20 protein-coding genes and 1 tRNA gene are annotated in these 19,306 nt (G+C 38.9%); 5 read left to right on the top strand and 16 right to left on the bottom strand.

The genetic code is table 11. The features are described 5' to 3' along the window. The first annotated feature begins 84 nt into the window (after positions 1-84). Positions 85-345 carry a peptide methionine sulfoxide reductase gene (locus FJR03_RS00245; RefSeq protein ID WP_193113683.1) on the top strand — a complete coding sequence of 87 codons (261 nt, stop codon included), beginning with the start codon at positions 85-87 and terminating at the stop codon, positions 343-345. 8 nt (positions 346-353) lie between these two features. Here the strand turns inward: FJR03_RS00245 and FJR03_RS00240 are convergent. Both FJR03_RS00240 and FJR03_RS00235 read right to left on the bottom strand, forming a co-directional pair. Then, a tRNA-Ser gene (locus tag FJR03_RS00240) sits at positions 354-441 on the bottom strand. Between the two features lie 71 nt (positions 442-512). Next, positions 513-860 carry a hypothetical protein gene (locus FJR03_RS00235; protein ID WP_193113682.1) on the bottom strand — a complete coding sequence of 116 codons (348 nt, stop codon included), beginning with the start codon at positions 858-860 and terminating at the stop codon, positions 513-515. 117 nt (positions 861-977) lie between these two features. Between FJR03_RS00235 and FJR03_RS00230 the strand changes: the two genes are divergently transcribed. Then, on the top strand, positions 978-2,912 hold the full coding sequence (locus FJR03_RS00230) for a DUF1538 domain-containing protein (protein ID WP_193113681.1): 1,935 nt from the start codon (positions 978-980) through the stop codon (positions 2,910-2,912). Positions 2,913-2,944: 32 nt separating this feature from the next. Continuing rightward, a complete protein-coding gene (locus FJR03_RS00225) occupies positions 2,945-3,364 on the top strand; it encodes a hypothetical protein (protein WP_193113680.1) in 420 nt (139 codons plus the stop codon). A 3-nt stretch (positions 3,365-3,367) separates the two neighbouring features. Here FJR03_RS00225 and FJR03_RS00220 read toward each other — a convergent pair whose 3' ends face one another. Both FJR03_RS00220 and FJR03_RS00215 read right to left on the bottom strand, forming a co-directional pair. Continuing rightward, positions 3,368-4,003: a DNA-binding protein gene (locus FJR03_RS00220; RefSeq protein WP_193113679.1), complete on the bottom strand. Its 636-nt coding sequence runs from the start codon at positions 4,001-4,003 to the stop codon at positions 3,368-3,370. A gap of 9 nt (positions 4,004-4,012) precedes the next feature. After that, on the bottom strand, positions 4,013-4,510 hold the full coding sequence (locus FJR03_RS00215) for a YajQ family cyclic di-GMP-binding protein (protein ID WP_193113678.1): 498 nt from the start codon (positions 4,508-4,510) through the stop codon (positions 4,013-4,015). A gap of 182 nt (positions 4,511-4,692) precedes the next feature. Here FJR03_RS00215 and FJR03_RS00210 point away from each other — a divergent pair, with 182 nt between their 5' ends. Beyond that, on the top strand, positions 4,693-5,121 hold the full coding sequence (locus FJR03_RS00210) for a DUF805 domain-containing protein (RefSeq protein WP_193113677.1): 429 nt from the start codon (positions 4,693-4,695) through the stop codon (positions 5,119-5,121). Between the two features lie 11 nt (positions 5,122-5,132). On the opposite strand, the gene FJR03_RS00205 is transcribed toward FJR03_RS00210, so the two are convergent. From FJR03_RS00205 to fliK, 9 genes are all read right to left on the bottom strand, one after another. Beyond that, positions 5,133-5,849, bottom strand: coding sequence for a succinate dehydrogenase/fumarate reductase iron-sulfur subunit (locus FJR03_RS00205; protein ID WP_193113676.1), 717 nt, complete (start codon positions 5,847-5,849; stop codon positions 5,133-5,135). Further along, the gene (locus FJR03_RS00200) at positions 5,846-7,357 is read right to left on the bottom strand and encodes an FAD-binding protein (protein ID WP_193113675.1); all 1,512 of its coding nucleotides are present in this window, start codon (positions 7,355-7,357) and stop codon (positions 5,846-5,848) included. Before FJR03_RS00200 ends, FJR03_RS00205 begins: the two co-directional genes overlap by 4 nt. Positions 7,358-7,495: 138 nt before the next feature. Beyond that, on the bottom strand, positions 7,496-7,897 hold the full coding sequence (locus FJR03_RS00195) for a YqaA family protein (protein ID WP_226962134.1): 402 nt from the start codon (positions 7,895-7,897) through the stop codon (positions 7,496-7,498). An 8-nt stretch (positions 7,898-7,905) separates the two neighbouring features. Next, the gene (locus tag FJR03_RS00190; protein WP_193113674.1) at positions 7,906-8,829 is read right to left on the bottom strand and encodes a D-2-hydroxyacid dehydrogenase; all 924 of its coding nucleotides are present in this window, start codon (positions 8,827-8,829) and stop codon (positions 7,906-7,908) included. Further along, complete coding sequence (gene purT / locus FJR03_RS00185) at positions 8,829-9,992, bottom strand: formate-dependent phosphoribosylglycinamide formyltransferase (protein WP_193113673.1); 1,164 nt, start codon at positions 9,990-9,992, stop codon at positions 8,829-8,831. Before purT ends, FJR03_RS00190 begins: the two co-directional genes overlap by 1 nt. Before the next feature lie 55 nt (positions 9,993-10,047). Then, a complete protein-coding gene (gene flgE, locus FJR03_RS00180) occupies positions 10,048-12,165 on the bottom strand; it encodes a flagellar hook protein FlgE (protein ID WP_193113672.1) in 2,118 nt (705 codons plus the stop codon). Positions 12,166-12,253: 88 nt separating this feature from the next. Next, on the bottom strand, positions 12,254-13,516 hold the full coding sequence (locus FJR03_RS00175) for a flagellar hook protein FlgE (protein ID WP_193113671.1): 1,263 nt from the start codon (positions 13,514-13,516) through the stop codon (positions 12,254-12,256). A 13-nt stretch (positions 13,517-13,529) separates the two neighbouring features. Then, positions 13,530-14,231 carry a flagellar hook capping FlgD N-terminal domain-containing protein gene (locus FJR03_RS00170; protein ID WP_193113670.1) on the bottom strand — a complete coding sequence of 234 codons (702 nt, stop codon included), beginning with the start codon at positions 14,229-14,231 and terminating at the stop codon, positions 13,530-13,532. Between the two features lie 10 nt (positions 14,232-14,241). Then, positions 14,242-15,723, bottom strand: coding sequence for a flagellar hook-length control protein FliK (gene fliK, locus FJR03_RS00165; protein WP_193113669.1), 1,482 nt, complete (start codon positions 15,721-15,723; stop codon positions 14,242-14,244). Positions 15,724-15,839: 116 nt separating this feature from the next. Between fliK and FJR03_RS00160 the strand changes: the two genes are divergently transcribed. Beyond that, complete coding sequence (locus FJR03_RS00160; RefSeq protein ID WP_226962133.1) at positions 15,840-16,043, top strand: hypothetical protein; 204 nt, start codon at positions 15,840-15,842, stop codon at positions 16,041-16,043. Between the two features lies 1 nt (position 16,044). On the opposite strand, the gene FJR03_RS00155 is transcribed toward FJR03_RS00160, so the two are convergent. From FJR03_RS00155 to dnaG, 3 genes are all read right to left on the bottom strand, one after another. After that, complete coding sequence (locus FJR03_RS00155; protein WP_193113667.1) at positions 16,045-16,443, bottom strand: hypothetical protein; 399 nt, start codon at positions 16,441-16,443, stop codon at positions 16,045-16,047. Between the two features lie 47 nt (positions 16,444-16,490). Next, positions 16,491-17,468 (bottom strand): argininosuccinate synthase domain-containing protein, encoded by a 978-nt coding sequence (locus tag FJR03_RS00150; RefSeq protein ID WP_193113666.1) that lies wholly within the window; start codon positions 17,466-17,468, stop codon positions 16,491-16,493. Between the two features lie 108 nt (positions 17,469-17,576). After that, positions 17,577-19,241: a DNA primase gene (gene dnaG / locus FJR03_RS00145; RefSeq protein WP_193113665.1), complete on the bottom strand. Its 1,665-nt coding sequence runs from the start codon at positions 19,239-19,241 to the stop codon at positions 17,577-17,579. Positions 19,242-19,306: the final 65 nt, after the last annotated feature.

The raw sequence follows: 19,306 nt of genomic DNA, 5'->3' as shown, positions 1-19,306 counted from the left end.
AAATTGAGTACATTTTGGTAACTCGTAACTTAATAATTTATATATAATTTCTCTACATATAAATTAAACTAATAAAGAGTAGTAATGGATAAAAGAGAAGTGTTTCATGCGAAACTTTTGGAACTATCAGACGGGAGTTATGACGTGTTTTACAATAACAAACGTTATCTGCTTTCAAAACAAACACAACTAGATGGCAAGCTTATAAAACTCTATGCCAAAGAGCTTGGAGACAACGATTTTATAAGTCTCAACTATTACAACATTGACAAACCGCTTTTAAAACCGTGTGAAATGGCTGAAGAGAAAGTAATAAATTTTGTTTTGGATATGGAAGTGATTTGATTAATAAATGGTGGACAATGTGGGATTCGAACCCACGATAGGTTGCCCTATACTCGCGTTCCAGGCGAGCGCCTTCGACCACTCGGCCAACTGTCCACTGTAGTAGAAAGCGCATTGTACAGTTATGTAGCCCAAAAGTGACTTAAAAAAAGAGAGGGGTAGAAGTTTTACATTCTACCTTTGCCCATCCCTTGACCTTGACCCATACCTTTTTTCATTCCTTGACATTTACCCATACCTTTTTTCATCCCTTTGCCCATTCCTTGACCTTGACCTTGGTTTTGGCTTTTACCCATACCTTTTCCAGGTACAGTATTGAAACGTTGTTTTTGCTCTTGAGACATTGTCTGGTAACGATTTTGAAGTTCATTATGAAGTTGGTTACGCTCTTGTTGTGTTTTAGGTGTACCTCTAAGATCTAACAATTCATCTGTACTCATATTACCGTAGTTAGCGGCAAATAAACTCATTGAACCAAATAACATTGCAACTGCAATTAGTTTGAAACTTTTCATGATAAATCCTTTAGAATAATTTTCTACATCCATTATAACACTTTTTCTCAAAATGGGTTTTAAATCTTTTCTTTGTCTCTTTTAGATATCATACGAAAAAATTAAATAGGACATAGTTTGTTAAGTTTTTCAACCTTTTTACAACTCTTAAAAGAGTCTTTTAGAGACCTTTTACCTATCATTCTCGTGATTATGTTTTTTCAACTTGCAATCATTCAGAGTGTACCTGAAAACTGGTTAGGTACTACGATCGGACTTGCAATTGTTGGTGTAGGTCTTGCTGTATTTTTACTTGGACTTGAAGTTGGGATATTCCCTGTAGGTGAGGGTTTAGCAAGTGAGTTTGCAAACAAAGGCTCCACATTTTGGATCATGCTTTTTGCTTTTATGATCGGCTTTGGTACTACTGTTGCAGAACCTGCTCTTATCGTTATCGCCCAAAAAGCGGCCTCAATCAGTGACGGACGTATTGATGCTACGACCCTTAGAATGGTAGTGGCATTTTCTGTCGGTTTTGCGATCGTACTTGGTGTTTGGAGAATTATCAAAGGGCATCCGATCCACTACTACATCATCTCAGGTTACATTCTGGTAGTTGCGGCAACTGCTTTTTCACCTGCTGAGATCGTAGGACTTGCATACGACCTTGGAGGTGTTACAACTTCTACGGTAACAGTGCCTCTTGTTGCAGCTCTTGGGATTGGTCTTGCTTCAAACATAAAGGGAAGAAACCCAGTACTAGACGGATTTGGGCTGATCGCATTTGCATCACTTACACCTATGATCTTTGTACAGTTTTACGGAATCGTAGTGTATCAGTTTGTAGATTCCGTTACTCAGATCCCTACAATCGCACCGATTACTGATGCTGCTGCAACCGTTGCTACACAATACAACTTTAAAATCCTGGATGTCCTTAAAGGTCTCATAGGGGTGATGATAGATGTTCTGCCAATCTTAGCAGTTATTCTGTTTTTCCAGTATGCGATCCTCAAAAAACCTATTGATAATCTCAAAGAGGTTATCATCGGTTTTGGGCTTGTAATTATAGGTCTTGATGCTTTCATCGTCGGTCTTGAGATGGGTCTTTTCTCAGTTGGTGAAACTATGGCACTGGAACTTACAAGATATGACAACAACGTTATTATCTACTCGTTTGGAGCATTGATCGGTTTTTCTACAACTATGGCAGAGCCATCACTTACGGCAATTGCAAGAAAAGCAAAAGAGATTAGTGACGGGAAAATAAATGACTACGCTTTACGTGTGTTTGTTGCAATCGGAGTTGCGATCGGTATCTCTTTAGGGGCATACAGAATCGTTGTCGGCGGTGAAATTGTCTACTACATTATGGCCGGATACCTGTTTGTTATAGTTCTTACTTTCCTCTCACCAAAATATATTATCCCTGTAGCATACGATAGCGGCGGGGTTACAACTTCAACGGTAACGGTACCGCTTGTTGCAGCCCTTGGTCTTGGACTGGCAACAAACATTGAAGGGCGTGATCCGCTGATCGATGGTTTCGGACTGATCGCATTTGCATCACTCTTTCCTATGATCACGGTTATGCTGTACGGTTTTGTAACGGAACAGATGGGTATTCGCGGGGAGCGTGAAAAGGAGCGTATCCATATTAATGAACTTCGTCACGCTTTAGAAGATGCAAACAATATGGGTCTTTCTACTGTAAGTATTCAAGGGACGGATAAACGTCAATCTTACGATATCCCTTTCTCAGCGGTACACGTTATAGTTCCGACAAATAAAACGGAACAAGCACTGCAAGCTGCTCGTAATGCGGGTGCAAGAGGTGTAACTATTATGAGTGCTCACGGTATGGGTCTAGAGAAAATGGAGAACTTTTACAACCGTCTTCACAGTGAAAATACAGACTCTAACTTGATGTTTATCACACCGACAAAAAAAGTGGATGATATTATAAAATCGATTATGGAGGAGCTTGATCTTGTAGGTTCGGGAGCGGGAATCGCTTTCTCCTACCCTATCTCCCATATGAAAGGGATCTCTTTAAAACAAGATGATCTCTAGTTTTTTGATACAATAAAAAAAAGGAAGCAAGAATGAAAATTTTTATACCAACGGTTTTACTAGCCCTGTTTATGAGTGGATGTTTTAGCGATAATGCACCAAAATGTTCAAACGAAGATGTTCAAGATACAGTGAAGCAAGTTTATACAAATATCTTAGACAATGCACAAAACTCAAATAACCTTTTCTTAGCGGGTTTTACAAAATCTTTACCAAAAGCTATGGTTGAACTCTCTTCATTCAGAGCTGTTGCATATGATGAAACGGTAAAACTTAGAAGTTGTAAAGCTGAAGCACTGTTTGATACTGATCAAACTATGGAGATAAGTTATACGGTACAGTTAGATGAACAGGATTCAGATCAATTTTATGTAGAGCTAGATACAGCATTTATGGAGACTTTAATGCAACAAAGCATTATGCAAGAGGTTTTCAATAAGAACAAGAAGTAATACTTACTTCTTGATCAGATCGCTATAATCATATTTTAGTGGATCTATATAGATCTTTTTCCCTACTCTTACAATTCTATCATCTTCCAACTCTTTAAACTTTTTAAGAGTTTTTATCATCTTTTTCTCAGATAGCTTAAGAGATTTGAGATATTTTTTCAATGAGATAAGTTCACTTGGAGTTTCCTCTTCAATCTCTGCTTCAAAAGCGTCATGTTGTTCAATCGCTTCAAGCTCTTCAGAAGGTGCTGCACTTAACATGAACTTTGAAGAGAGTGTATGCAAAATGTTTTTGAGTTGTTCATCTTTCTCTTTATAGATACGCTCCAGCTTTTCTTTCTCTTCTATAAGCATCTGCTCTTTTTGATCACGCAGACTTCTTGTTTCACCTTCTAAAGTGTCTACACGTTGTTGCAGTTTTGCATTTTGTTCTTCAAGGTATTTATAGTATCTGTCATTATTAATAGACTTTGTAGCTGTTGCTCTCTTCTGTGGTGCTTTTGCCTGCTCATCAACTACAACCAATTTTATGCCGTTCTCTACTACACTTTGAATTGAACCGCGTCTGATTCTATTGTGAATAGCTTCTTTTGAAACACCAAAAAACGTCGCTGCATCCTCTACACTCATCTTTTTCATTATGATCCCCTATCTCATATTTTCAAATTTTAACGGAGCTTCCCACTCACCTTCACGAACCATCTTCATAACTTTCTGGAGATCGTCAATATTTTTGGCTTTTACACGGATGCTGTCACCCTCGATCTGAGCATTTACTTTTAACTTCATTTTTTTGATGTCGGCTGTAATCTTCTTCGCCTCTTTAGACTCGATGTAATCAACAACTCTGTAAGTCGCTTTTCTTGTACCTCCGCTTGCATCTTCAACACGAAGTTCATCTAATACTTTTGAAGAGAGTCCCTGTTTTAAAAGTTTTTCAATTACTATATCTTTGAGCGCATCAAGTTTATTGTCCGATGATGCTACTAACACTAACGCTTTATCTTTCTCTTTATAATTAACTTCGTATGTCGTACCTTTAAAATCATATCTGTTTGCAACTTCACGATCTACGAGATTTATAGCATTTTTAAAAAGTTGAACATCTACTTTTGCCGTTATATCAAATGAATGCTCTTTTGCCATCACTAACCTTTTTTTATGTTAATTATAACATATAATGTTTGTTAGCTTAAGCTCTGGAGTTGATTAATTTTTGTTACATTCCGTAACTGTATAAGTTTTTTTTATAAATAGTTACAAAATTGTAAGATCATAGATAGTCATTATGCTATAAATAAGTATATTTTGTTAGAAAAGGATAGAAAATGGATCAAGTTAAAGAGTACTTCATCAAGTATTTTATAGATATCTATAGAAAGAACTATGCTAACTTTGACGGCAGAGCAAGAAGGCAAGAGTATTGGTTTTTTGTACTGTTTTACTTTATTATATCTTTCTTAGTCGGTTTATTAGATGGTCTGATAGGTTCTGAAATAGACTATGTAGTATACTCTGCAGGACTGTTTGGAACTATTTTCACATTAGCTTCGTTTATCCCTTTTCTGGCTTTAGCAGCAAGAAGAATGCATGATATAGATAAAAGCGGCTGGTGGCAGCTCATACAGATCATACCTGTTATCGGTTGGATCTGGTTCCTTATACTCACTGTTTTACAAGGAAGTGTCGGTCAAAACCGTTTTGGTTCAGATCCGATCATGGAGACACCGGCTCCAGTAACTGTTACTGTAGAGTAACAAAAAAAGCCCTAGAAACTAGGGCTTCCGTCAAACCCGAATCCTCCATCAAATCCACCGCCAAACGATCCGAAATTAGGATCGCTGTAACCAAACATGCTTGATCGCACTCTCAGTTTTTCTATGTCGGCCTTAGATGAGATATTTTGCGGACATACAACTGTACAGTTATTACAAAGTGTACAATCCCAGATCCCGTTTGTCTGAATAGTATCGATCTTCTCCGCAGCGTCATTTTCACGTTTGTCACTTACATACTTCCAAACTCTTGTGAGTGAAAACGGTCCTAAGAACTCACCGTTTACGGCATATACCGGGCAAGATGAATAACATGAACCGCATAAGATACAATCACTTTGCACCTCATTGATCTTCTCTGCTTCATGATCTAAAACAGCTTCACTGTTTATAGTTTTGATCCACGCTTTTGCTTTTACGTTCATCTCATACGACTTGTCCATATCTACAACAAGATCGCGGATTACAGGCATATTGTTAAGCGGTTCAATCAAGTCACCCTCTTGCACTTTGTATGAACACGCCAATACCTCTTTTTCATTCACACGCATCGCACAGCTTCCACACACGCTGCTTCGGCATCCGCTTGAAAAGCTGAGTGTATTATCGAGCTCACGTTTAATCTTGTTCAATGCTTCTAGAAGTGTGTATGCTCCATCTTCAAGCTCGTAAATCTCAAATGCAGAGTCTCTTTTAACCGTTATTTTCATGACTGCGCCTCCATATAGTGTGCACCGCAACTTTCATCTCTGCCAAGAGCACTTTGAATTACAACTTCACTTACTTCAACAATGTTTCTAAACTCTAAGAACTCTTGTTTGTTAGTATTATAAACAGCAGAAGTATCACTCCAACCCATTTGCGGCAGAAGTGATTTGATCATCTCCAGCTCCTCCAACGCATCTTTGAGCTCAGATTTTTTTCTCACAATACCCACTTTGTTATAAAGCAGATTTCCGATCTTCTCTTTGTACTTATAAAAATCAACAGTATTGCTAAACTCTTTTTCTAAAAAGCATTCAGTGTGTGCAGGTACCGATAAACTTGCCACCTCTTTTGCCTTTGTTGCTGCATTGCGTCCTGCTTCACGCCCAAACACTACGATCTCTAAAAGTGAGTTACCGCCTAAACGGTTTGCACCGTGTACATTATGGTTTGCACACTCTCCACATGCATAGAGTCTCTCAACATTGGTTTGTGATCTGTTATCAACAGCAATACCGCCCATTGTATAGTGAGCTACAGGTTTTATAGGGATAAGGTCATGCACCGGATCAACATTTTCATACAGTTTTGCCAGCTTTCTCTCTTGTGGTAGACCCTCGTCTATAAAGCTCTCTCCAAGGTGGCGAATATCTAAGAAAATATCCTCCCCTTTTTTGATCTGCTCATCAATAGCACGACTCACTTGATCACGAGGTGCCAATTCATCGGTAAAACGCTCCCCTTTAGAGTTTAACAGGTAACCGCCCTCGCCGCGAGCCGATTCACTAATGAGGATAGAAGAGTTTTTCAGACCCGTCGGATGAAACTGTACAAACTCCATATCTTTTAACTTTGCACCCGCACGAAGTGCCGCTGCAATCCCATCACCGCTTGAAGCTGTCGAGTTTGTCGAGTATTTGTCATAGATGCGTGAATAACCGCCCGTTGCTAAAATAACCGTTTTTGCGATATATGTTTTTAATTCACCGCTACGGATATCTAACACTTTTGCACCGCAGGCATTTCCATCTTCATCTTTTAACACCTCTAATAAAAAGGTGTCATTCACAAACTCAATCCCTAAAGCATTCGCTCGATCATATAAAGTATGAAGAATTTTTAAACCCGTATAATCCTGTGCATAACATGCACGGGGTGCAGATGCTCCACCAAGTCTTCTTTGAGCTATCTTGCCATCACCTGTACGTGAAAAACATACACCGATACTATCAAGATATTCAACAGCATTGATAGCTTCTGAACACATAAAACGGATAGACTCTTCATCCGCTTCACCGTGGGCAGATTTGAGTGTGTTCTGTATGTGATCTTCTACACTGTCTTCAGCTACATTACCAAGGGCAGCATTCATCCCGCCTTGAGCCATACAGGTTTGAGAACGTGTTGGATACTCTTTTGTAAGCACCAAGACATCAACACCCTCTTCTTTTGCGGCGATTGCAGCCATCAGACCTGCTCCACCCGCTCCAATAATCAATACATCGGTTTTCATCCCGTACACCTTTTCAATAGTTATGATTTTTACAAATATTTTCTGTACTTTTAGAAATTTGTTCTAGAGGCTCAGAGCGTAGCGAGGATTCGTCCTCGTAAACAAAATTCTAAAAGTACCCAAGAAAAATTAGAAAGCCTACAAAAACGTCAAAAAATAATAACGCAAAACCCTCAAACTCCCTGCAATTATAACAAACCAAACAAACTTTAACCTGACAAGTCCTGCAACTAAAGTAAGCGGATCACCAACTATCGGTAACCAGGAAAGCAATAATGCAAAATAGCCATACTTATGCCCAAAACTATATGATCTTTTTCCTATCTTCGATCTAAAAAGTTTCGCTTTTGTTTTTTCATAAAGAAAAACTCCAAGATAATAGTTTACGATAATAGCAAGAATGTTGCCTATTGAGGCAGATAATAAAGCATTTGCAATCGGCATTCCATTTGAAAGCGCTACTAAAAAAGCAGCTTCGGAAGAAAAAGGAAGAATTGTCGCTGCAAAAAATGCAGCTAAGGCTAAAGAGAGTTCAGCCATAAAAAACTTTAGATACTCTCTTTAATGTTTGTGATCACACCCGCAATCAGCTCATCTCTTGCTTCAACAGATGTCCAAGCTATGTGAGGAGTCATGTAAAGGCGCTCTTTGTTATTCACACTTAAAAGCGGTGATTCACTCGGTAAAGGTTCTTTTACAAACACATCAAGACCGAAATAAAGATTCTTTTCGTCAACAAGTTTTGCAACCGCATCTTCATTGATGATCCCGCCGCGACCGAGATTTAAAACGATCGCACCCTCTTTACAAGAACTCAACTCTTTATAATCTAAAAGGTTGTTTGTCTGCTCATTTAAAGGTGCATGGATCGTAACAATGTCACAACTGCTTAAAAGTGTGTTTAGATCAACACTTTTGTACTCAGAATTGTTGTTTTTCCCACTTGTTGAGTAGTAACAAACATCAGCACCGAAACAACTTGCTACTTTTGCAACTCCGCGACCAATTTCACCAAGCCCTATGATACCCCACTTTTTCCCTTTTACTTCAAAAAAAGGACGGCTAACATCTGTAAAAACACCGCTGTTTGAGTAAGTACCATCTTTAATACTCTCATCATAATAACGTGAATGCCCCATCAGATAAAATAGCATTGAAAAAGTGTGCTGGATTACAGAATCTGTCGAATATCCTGCAACATTCTTAACGGCAATTCCAAGCTCTGCAGCAGCTTCAAGATTGACATTGTTCATCCCCGTTGCTGCTACACAAATGAGTTTTAAACTCTTGCATTCTTGCATGATCTCTTTTGTGATTACAACTTTGTTAGTTACGATTACATCGGCATCAACTACTCTCTCTTGCGTATGCTCGGGTGCAGTTTTTGCATAAGTAATTACGTCACCAAACTGCTCAAATCCACTTAAATCCGTATCTCCAAATGTGATCGTATCAAGAAGAACTATTTTCATTAGTTGTCTTTTACTTTCTCAATCAATTCACGTGCTTTTTCTAGTGCAGCATCTACTTTGTCATACACTAAAGCAACAGCTAAACGACGCCCTTTATGGGCTTCAGGTTTACCAAATACTCTTACATAAGAGTTGTCAGAGAATAGAGAATCATCTACACTAATTACAGGTGCGTAGTTATGTAAGTTTGTTTTATAAGCCGCACTTGCACCGTCGCCGTAGAAAGTAAAACCTAAAGGAAGACCAAGTACTGCACGTAAATGAAGTGCAAATTCACTCTGAGACTGAGTGATAAGTGTAACCATACCGGTATCGTGTGGACGCGGGCTTACTTCTGAGAAATACACCTCATCACCTTTTACAAACAGCTCTACTCCAAAAAGCCCTTGACCGCCAAGACCATCTGTGATCTCTTTTGCGATCTGCTGTGCTTTTTGTTTTGCAACTTCACTCATCTCCATCGGCTGCCAAGAGAAAACATAGTCACCGTCTCTTTGCTCATGCCCGATAGGCTCACAAAATACTGTCTCTTTACCGTTACGAGCAGTAAGCATCGTGATCTCATAGTCAAAATCAACAAACGCTTCAACAATTAACTCACTCGCATCTCCACGTGCCTCTTTTGCCATATCCCAAGAGTTTGGAATATCAGCTTCTGATCTTGCAATTGACTGACCATGACCGCTTGAACTCATTACAGGCTTGATAACACATGGGAAACCTAATTCACGTGCTGCACCCATTAAACCCTCTTCAGTTGTCACAAACTTGTATGGACCTGTTTTAAGACCTAATGTTTCAGCAGCAAAAGTTCTAATGTTTTTTCTGTTCATTGTTTTTGAAACAGCATTAGCATTTGGAATAACGTTGTAACCTTTATCTTCTGCTTCAAAAAGAGCATCAATTGAAAGAGCTTCGATCTCAGGTAGGATGTAGTGTGGTTTTTCACGATAGATAATCTCTAAAAGAGCATCTTTGTTTTGCATATCTACAACATAACTTCTATGTGCTACTTGATGAGCAGGAGCATTTTCATACTTATCTACTGCGATAGTTTCAAGTCCTAAACGTTGTGCTTCGATAATAACTTCTTTACCAAGTTCACCTGAACCTAGCAACATGATTTTTTTTGAGTTTGATTTAAGTGGAGCGGAGAATTGCATCGATATAACCTCTTCATTTTTTAATAAAGAGATTATAGCAAAATAGGATTAAAAATTAGTTTTTCAACCCTATAAGTGTCTGAAGAAGTTGATCCGATGTTGTAATCGTTTTACCATTTGCCTGGAAACCACGTTGTACAATGATTAACTGTGTCAATGCCCTAGAGAGGTCAACGTTTGATGCCTCTAACGCAGCAGACTGGATAAATCCACGCCCTGCAGTTGCCGCAGTACCGATGATCGGATCCCCTGAGTTGGCTGTTTGGATAAATACATTTCCACCCTCAGTTGAAAGACCTTCGTTATTTGTAAACTTCGCCATTGCAATTTGTGCAAGACCGAATGAACGACCATTTGAGAATGAACCGATTAACGTACCCGATTGATCGATTCTAATACCAACTAAGTCACCACCCGTATAACCGTCTTGAGAGATCCCAGACGTTGATGAAACACTGTCAAAAGATGTCATACCGTCAAACATATTTCCAGTACCGAAAGAGAGGTTAATCTGCTGATCCGGAGCTGAACCGTTGTTCGCCGTAAATGAGATATTTGGCGGTGAATATGTTGCCAGTGATCCGTCATTGTTAAATCTGATAGAACCTTTTTTCTCAAATGTAGGTGCTACCGTATCGATCGTAGCCGGTTCAGGAACCGTAATAGTTACTGCCCATTCACTACCTGTTGCAGCATCAAGACTTATTTTTCTAAACTCCATTCTGAGTGTGTGTTTTGAACCAAGAGAATCAAATACATCGATAGAACTTGAGTGTGTTGCCGCGTTAAACGCTTGAGAAAATGATTTCCCTGCCGTACCTGCTTGAAGTACAGTATTCATCGCTTCCATATTTCTTGTAAAGCGTACATTTTCTGTTACACCGCCTCCAGATACTCCTGTCATTTTCAAGTTAACATTGTAACTTGCGGCATTAGTATTTGTAAGTTCTAATTTACCTTGATCGTTTACACTAACTTCAATACCAGCAGCACCCGGTTCTGCATTTGCCTGATTCTCTAACGCTTCACGAAGTGATGCAATAGTATTGAACTCTTTATCTGCACCAGCAGCAGTAGTTGGACCTGCTGCATTGTATGTATATCTCCAAGCACTCTGATCCGCATCACCCGCAGCAAGACCAGTATTTCCACTACTTACAGCATTTACACTAATATTGTGTGAAGCTGAACCCGAAGCATTATCATTTACCAATACAACTTGATCCAACGCATTTACAGATGCTGTGATCCCAGTTACTGTTGAGATAGAGTTGATCGCAGATGCTTCAATAGCAGCATTTTGTGCAGCAGTGTTACCTGCTAAAAACGTGAAGTTTACAGTTTTTGTACTTCCATCATCAAGATCAAATGTAATACTCTCCGCACTATCAGCTGCTAAACCACCTGTTACTGCTCCACTTGTTACAGTTGATTCTCTAAAAGAGGCCCAAACACCTTGTCCGTTTTGAAGTGAGAATGCCTCTCCAACTTCATTGAACATTACACCCACATCACCTGATTCAATCGGAAAACCATTGTCATCAACTGCAGGTAGTGCTGTTGTAAACGGAGCAACAGGGGCACCACTTGGAACTTCATACGCAGGAGAGAAACTCTCTACTAAAGGACCAGAGTTAAGGTTTGCTTTTAATACAACCTCTTGTGTTGCATTTGCCGGAGTTGTAAGTCCAGGCGGGATGTTGATATTTTCGATCGGTGCAGTTGAATCTACTGTTCCTGTTACCGGATCACGCAGCCAACCTTGAGCGATAAAACCGTTGTTATCAACAAAGTTTCCACCCGCATCAAATTTGAAGTCCCCTGCACGCGTATACTTGTAAGTATTCCCGCCATCCGGAGAGATAATAAAAAATCCGTCACCTTGAATAGCAACATCGGTATTTTTATCGGAGTTTTGTACAGAACCCTGAGCAAAAATTCTTGTCATAGAATTTACTGTTGATCCAAGTCCTACCTGCACAGGGTTTTTACCACCGAGCTGCCCTTGCGGAGCTGTTGCGATAGCTTTCGTTTGTGCTAAAAGGTCAGAAAAGTTTGCACGAGAGTACTTAAAACCGACTGTATTAACATTGGCGATATTATTAGACTCAACGTCCATCGCAACTTGATGGGATTGTAGTCCTGATACACCAGAGAAAAGTGATTTCAACATATCAAATCCTTTATAGTCTACCTTCTAATAAAGATAGAGTTAGTAAAGGAGTTAAAGCATAAAGTGTGCCAACTTTTATTTATGAAGACTAAGCATCCATCTGCAGGGCTTTTTGCATCATTTGATCAGCCGTTGTTACAGATTTTGAGTTTGCATCATACGCACGTTGCAGAATTATTAGCTCCGTTAAACCGGCAGCCATATCGTAGTTAGAACTCTCTAAACGATAGTTTTGAATATTTGTACCTATAAAGTTATCCCCGTTTGCATCTTTATAAAAAAATGCTTGACCACTGTTTGCACTCTCTTCAAATCTCGTTCCACTGATTCTATTAAGTCCTTGTTCATTTGCAAAATGAAAAACAGCCAGTTTACCTACACTACTTTGTTTACCATTAGTAAAAGTAGCAAAAACATCACCCTCTTGAGAGATTGAATACCCTTGCAGATCTCCACCTATAGTTCCGTCTGCCAAGCTTGATCCAGGTGCTACTTCAGGAACATCTACAGAGAAAAGTCCGTCATATCCGCTCCCTAAATTGATCGCAACCGGTGTACCGTTATTGTCTATAGTTGTAATCGTACTTGATGCAAAGGCACCCGTATCATCAAAGAACAGGTCTCCTGCTTCTGAAGCATACTCTATCGTACCGTCAGCACTTCTAATTGTTGCTGTTATGTCATACTGAGTCCCTGGAGGAGTTTGTATCTCTTTTTTTGTCATCTCTAAACGTAATAGATTTCTATTGTTTTGTGCATCAACAACATTGGCACTTACAGTGATCGTTTCATATCCCGCACCCACATTTGCAAAAAACTTTGCCTCAGTTGTCGGTTCCGGCGGATACGTAAGTGTTCTTGGAAAACGAAGTTTTTCTACTGTATTTTCATCACCGAGTTTTACTTCTGTAAGTACCTCTGTCAAAACATTGTTTTCATCAAAATTACCGCCCATTGTTCCAAGAACATGAAGACCGTCATTTGTAACGAGATCGGCATTTGCATCTATATTGAAACTTCCGTCTCTTGTATATACAACATCGCCATCCCCTCGAACACCGAACCAACCTTCACCCAGTATTGCCAAATCGGTACTACGTTCTGAAAGCGCTAAAGTCCCCTGTTCTGTTGACATTGCAGTCGCCTGCATTCTTACACCGTTTCCAACAGATGATGCTGAAATACCTGCCGATGCACTTTGCAGTGATTCTTCAAAAAGTGAAGCATACTCTGAATTGTATGCACGGTAACCCACAGTAGAGATATTTGCGATATTGTTAGAAACTACATCTATTCCTGAAGAGTAGTTTTTAAGACCGGAGATACCTGTATAAAATGCTTGCGTCATCATAGGAACGACCCTCCTAGTAAACTTCCACTACATTATCAAGAGGCACATAGCTTGAACCAAGTTTTACATATGTAGTTCCACTGTCAAAACGAACAGATTCAATAGGATATGCTCCAACTCTTGTCGTATTTGTCTGGCTTGCTTCATTTTGATACGAAGCATTTACATGATAAATACCACTTGCCACGGCATTGTCTTGATCATCTTTTCCGTCCCAAGTAAACTGCCATACACCCTCTGTATGTGTGTCAACAGGATCACCGTTGGCATCTGTTTGATCTTGAAGGTTCATTGTTGCAACAACATTTCCTTCTGAATCAGAGATCTCTATAGTCCCCGTATATGCATCTTCCGGAAAGTAAAGCTCAAAAGTTGATGTTGAGCCCTCATCATGTGCAATTGCATCACTTCCAAGATCTGCTCTTTTTCCGATTGCTGCAATTGTAGAAAACTGCTGTGAACTTCCTAAAGAGTTTGTTAGGTTTTCTAGAGCTGTTTTTGTATTGTCTGAAGCTTCTAGTGCTGCTAATTGCGAAGTTTGCGTTAAGATCTTTTCTGTATCCATAGGTTCAGTCGGATCTTGATACTGCAACTGAATTAAAAGCAGTTTCATAAAATCGTCTTTACCAAGTGCCGTTTTATCCTCTACAGTCGAAGTTGTATCTGTAACCGTTCCGTATGTTGCTACATTTTCTCCATAAGCATTAATTGCCATAACTTATCCTTTATGCATAGTGAGGAACAACTATCTCGAGAGAGCTTACAATCTCTTCATTTGTTTCCTCAACTTGAAAATAACCGTACTCTTCTTGTGCATTTTGACGGTTTTGTTGTTGCTGGTGAGCATTAGAGCCTGCACCACTTTGATCACCCTGCGACGTATTACTAAAGTTCAATGAAGCATTTTGTATTCCAGTATTGTTTAACTGTATTTTGAGATCATTTGCATTCATAGCTAGGGTATTTATTGCGGCATTATTTGAACTTAGATTGATATGGAGATTTTTTCCACGCTGAACAACCGTAAGATCAACTTCACCCAGTTTTTGAGGGTTTAGCTGTACCTTTACCCTTGTAAAAGGAGCTTTATAATCTTCAATAGCCTGTTTCACGTCTTGTGAAAGATATTTGATCATCTGTTTCGCTTCATTTAGTTTTACTTCAAAACTATCCGCTTTATTCACATTAAGCGAATCTGTTTTTGTATGATGTGATTCTGATGCGCTTTCACCGTTAAGCAGACTCTCTAAATTTTGTTGAGCATCTGTTTTAGCAGTAGGTGCTATCACTTTTGCTGTTGCAACCGAAAAATCTGCAGTGAGTGACGTATCTTTTTGTATAGCCTTTTGACCACGGAGTAAAAGCTCTAAAGTATTTTCACTCTTCTGTTTTTGCGGCTTCTCAACCTCTGTAGTTACTTTAGCGGCAACAATCTGTTGTGTACTTAATTCCATAACTTTTGTTTGTGCTTTAAAGAGCGGTGTTTGTTTTGCGGCTGTCTGTTCAGTTTTTACCTGTTCTTTCGCTTGTTCTTTAACTTGTATAGTATCAACAGCGTCATCACTCTCATTTTTTACACTTTTTTGTGTAGTTTTTATATCTCTAGCTACAGCAGGTTTTGTCGAAACTTTCGGATCTTCTTTTAGTTTTGGTTCTGCTTTTGTTTTTATACTCTCGGAAACTTCAGTAGTTTCAATAGTTTTAACACTCTGTTTCACCTCTTCAAGTGTTATTTTTGAAACATCAATTCCAAACTTCTGAGCTACTTGAGTAAGCCCTTTAAGTGTTTTTGGCAGAGATGCGATCTCACTCTTTTTAAACCCTTCTAAACTAGTAATCTTATTTTTCAGATATTGCTTCGCTTCTTGAATAAGCACTTTAAGCTCAGAAACTGTTTTATCTTTAGTTATCTGCGGATTTAACTCTAAAGTTTTGAGATCCTCTTTGATGGTTTCAAGTTCCTCACCTTGCAGTAAAGAGAGTATTGAGGATGAAGCTGTTTTTGTATCTTTTGGCTTCTCATCAGTTGCATTTTCTTGAAGTGATAAAACTAACGCACCGTTTTGCGCTAACTTCAGATCACCTTTTTGCTCCCCTAACCCATCTAAAAATGAGGCAAAAGAGAGAGTAGACGCTGTTGCCTCTTTTGAAGCTAAAGGAAGTGATGATTCTGTTTTTGGATCACTTTTGAGTGTTAAAGCTATCATTATCTCTCTCCATTTATGGGAATTTAGATAAAATATAGCATTTAGTGTTCCAAAATACTTAAGTTGTAACTTTATAGGTCGATGTGGTTGTAATGATAAAATTTTTACTATTTTTTATGCCGGTACTATTGTTGGGAGAGAGGATCTATGACTCTACTTTATCGCCGGAAAATAAAGAAGCGATGAATAATCCGAAAATAAAATGCAGAATGGTATGCGATAAAAAACTTTACAGACAGCAGGAGATAGCCGAAGCTATCTCTTTTTATAAAAGATCAAAAGAGTATAAGTTTGAAACCAATCAAACAAAAGAGAACTAATCTAGATAAGTTGCAGATCTTTTTTTAATCGAGTCTTTCCATTCTCTTTCAAACTCTCAAAAAGCTCTTTAACATTTTCTCCATCAGCTGGATAACTTACCGTAGTTGATGCTACCGACTTATCGAAAAACTCTTCAAAAATTTCTCTTACGCTTACGGCACCGTATTGATCCGTATAAGGAAGTACACAATAATAATCGTTCCCTTTATTAACTACTGCGTCAGATGTACGTAGTACAGTTTGCAAAGAGCTGTTTACCACCTCTGGCGCAATCGATGAAAAATCGCAATAGAGTATAGTAAAACGCTCAGCACGATTTTCATCTAATCTATCTGCAATCCCTATATTTAACTCAACTAACTGTTTAAAATTATCAAATGAGAAGTGTACACCTGCCATCTATCTAACCCTTATTTTTTAAGATAAGACTAGTATATCACAATATCTTACATTATAGAAAAAGGTTTCATTATTTCTCGTGACTCTAAAGGCGTCGCTGTTACCTCTTCGCCATCAAAAGAGAGTGTATAGTTTTCCCCCGCTTTTGCTTTACAATACGTTAAAATTCCGCGAGTTGCAAGCTCTTTATCTTCTGGTGTTGCATTTTTACTAAGAAGTGCATGAGGTCCGGGAATCCCAACAGTTCTGATGTGGTAAAATTTATCATTTTCGATCTCTTGCAAGAATGCATTTTCATCTTTATCACGACCAATTACAAGTTTTGCACCGTTTTCAAGTCTGAAATGGCGTCCGTGTTTCATAACAGGGATATCTTGCTTCTCGAATTTATCGTATTTGATGAAGTCCCACATCTTTTTCCCGAAGTTTTCATCCGTTAAAAGACATCCGCCGCCCGGAGATTCAAAATCAGTAAGTCCGATCTCTTTAGCTAACTCCATTTGACGATCACGGCTTCTTCCCATGATATCTTCAAGTTTTTCACGATCAACCCACCCTTCAGTCTCTGGGATCGTAGGTGCTAAACGTTTTGCTGACATTGGACGAAGCAATAAACCGTCACAGTTAGACTCGTTTAAAACAGTTTGCAGAGCATCTTTGTTTTGAGACATCGGGCGTTGTCCTAAAACCTCACCGCTGATTAAAAACGATGCACCCTCATCTTTCATAATTCTTTTTGCCACTTCAAACATTTTTGCGTGACAATCTATACAAGGATTGAAATGTTTTCCATAACCGTATTTCGGATCAAACAGTACATCTTGAAGATACTCGTCTTGAATATCTACGATCTTAAATTCTGCACCAACTTGACGACACATATTTTCCATATGTTCACGTCTGTCTTTTGTACTACCAAAACCTGTTGCGATATTGATCGCAAGTACATCTATACCTTGATCGATAATAAGTTTCATCGCCAAAGTAGAGTCTAATCCACCACTAAATAAAGCTATAGCTTTCATATTTCTTCCTTGTGAAGGCACATGGGTATCTTTTTTAAAGACACTGTTTACCTAAAAAATTTTTGAAATTTTATCACAAGAAAGTTACACTATTATAAAAAAAAGTAATTAAGCTTCAAACCTGACCAGTTGTCCACGTTTAAGTTGTGCTATTTTCCCGCGGTATTTTCGGATATAAAATGCTTTTTGCTCAAAAGAGATATTTGAAGCGGTATTGATCTTTTTAAGTTCCCTGTCATAATATCTTGTTAAAAAGGTGATTAACTCAGAGTTAAGCTCCTCGGCAGTGTGTAAAGAGATGATCTTCTCATCAACCAAGATAGCCATCAATTCGGGTGCATCTGTTTTATTCTCTAACGCCAAAGAGAATTCACGTGAATGAAACTGCAACATCGAAGGCTCGATCACATCTAAAACACTCTCTATAAATTCAGGTCTCTCTATAATGGTTTTAATAAGTGAAAGCTCCCACATATCTCTATGGGTATTTTTTTGTACTAACTCTTTTTGGGAACTATTTGTTTGGTTTGTTATCTTTACAAGCGAAGGGGATACCCCAAGTCCTCCTAGACGGGAAGCCAGGTATGTTTTATACTCCTCTTGTAAAATAGGTGAAAGTGTTTTTAAGTAAGAAACACCCTCGGCCATACAACTCTCTTTCGCTTTTGGATCTTTAAGATCGTAAAGTGAGAGCAGTTCATCCAAAACAAACTCAATAAACGGTTTTGGAGCGTGGAAAATATTTGAGAGTTCATTCACACGACCCTCTTTTACCATGTCTGCCGGATCAAGCCCCCCTTCAAAAACTACAACGCCGCCGTTAAATCCTGCAGCACTTAAAAGTTTACTCGCTTTGAGTGCCGCTGCACGTCCAGCTTTATCACCGTCATAAGCCATAATAACACGAGGTGTACCTTTACGTAAAAGAGGAAGGTGTTCATTTGTCAAAGCCGTTCCAAGAGTAGCTACGGCATTGTCAAATCCTGCTTGATGCAGCATTATTACATCTAGGTATCCCTCTGTAATAATGATCTCAGCTTTTTTATAGATCGCCTGCTTTGCAACATTATAAGCGTATAAAAGACGGGATTTGTTGAAGTACTTGGTCTCAGGAGAGTTCACATACTTTGCGCTGTGTCCCGTGATCGTACGTCCGCCAAAACCTACAATACTTCCGTTAGCCGAGTGGATCGGGAAAGTGATACGCTCGATAAAACGTGCAAAGGTTTGACGACGCTCTTGATCGTGACCCACTACTCCAAACTCTATCGCTTCACGCATATTAAACTGTTGTGACTGTAGATAATTGATAGTCTCGTGAGATTTTGGAGCATATCCAAGACCAAATTTCTCGATACTGCTCTCATAAATTCCACGCTCATGCAGATAGCTCATAGCAGTCTGATTGTGTGAAAGAAGATTTTGGTACCACTCGTTGAGTTTTTCCATCAACTGTGAGCGGGGTTTGTTGTTTTTGCTATCTGTATATGTAAGTGTAAAGTTATAGTTTGAAGCTAATTTCTCTATCGCTTCGGGATAGGTAAGCTTTTCATACTCCATAACAAACTTAATACTGTCCCCACCGGCTCCACACCCGAAACAGTGGTAGATCTGTTTTGCAGGGCTTACTACAAACGAAGCTGTTTTTTCATCGTGGAAAGGGCACGGCGCTTTAAAGTTAGCCCCGGCTTTTTTCAATTCGACATAGTTACCGACAACATCAACAACATCAAGTCGTGCCTTTAAGGCTTCTATGGAATCTTGGGAAATCATAAAAGAATTATAGTCAAAACAGTTTTAAAATCTTATATGGTTACCCCTTTTTTTATTTTTCTAAA

This window comes from Sulfurimonas marina (genome assembly GCF_014905095.1).
Taxonomy (GTDB): Bacteria; Campylobacterota; Campylobacteria; order Campylobacterales; family Sulfurimonadaceae; genus Sulfurimonas; species Sulfurimonas marina.
This window is presented reverse-complemented; position numbering and strand designations above follow the sequence as displayed.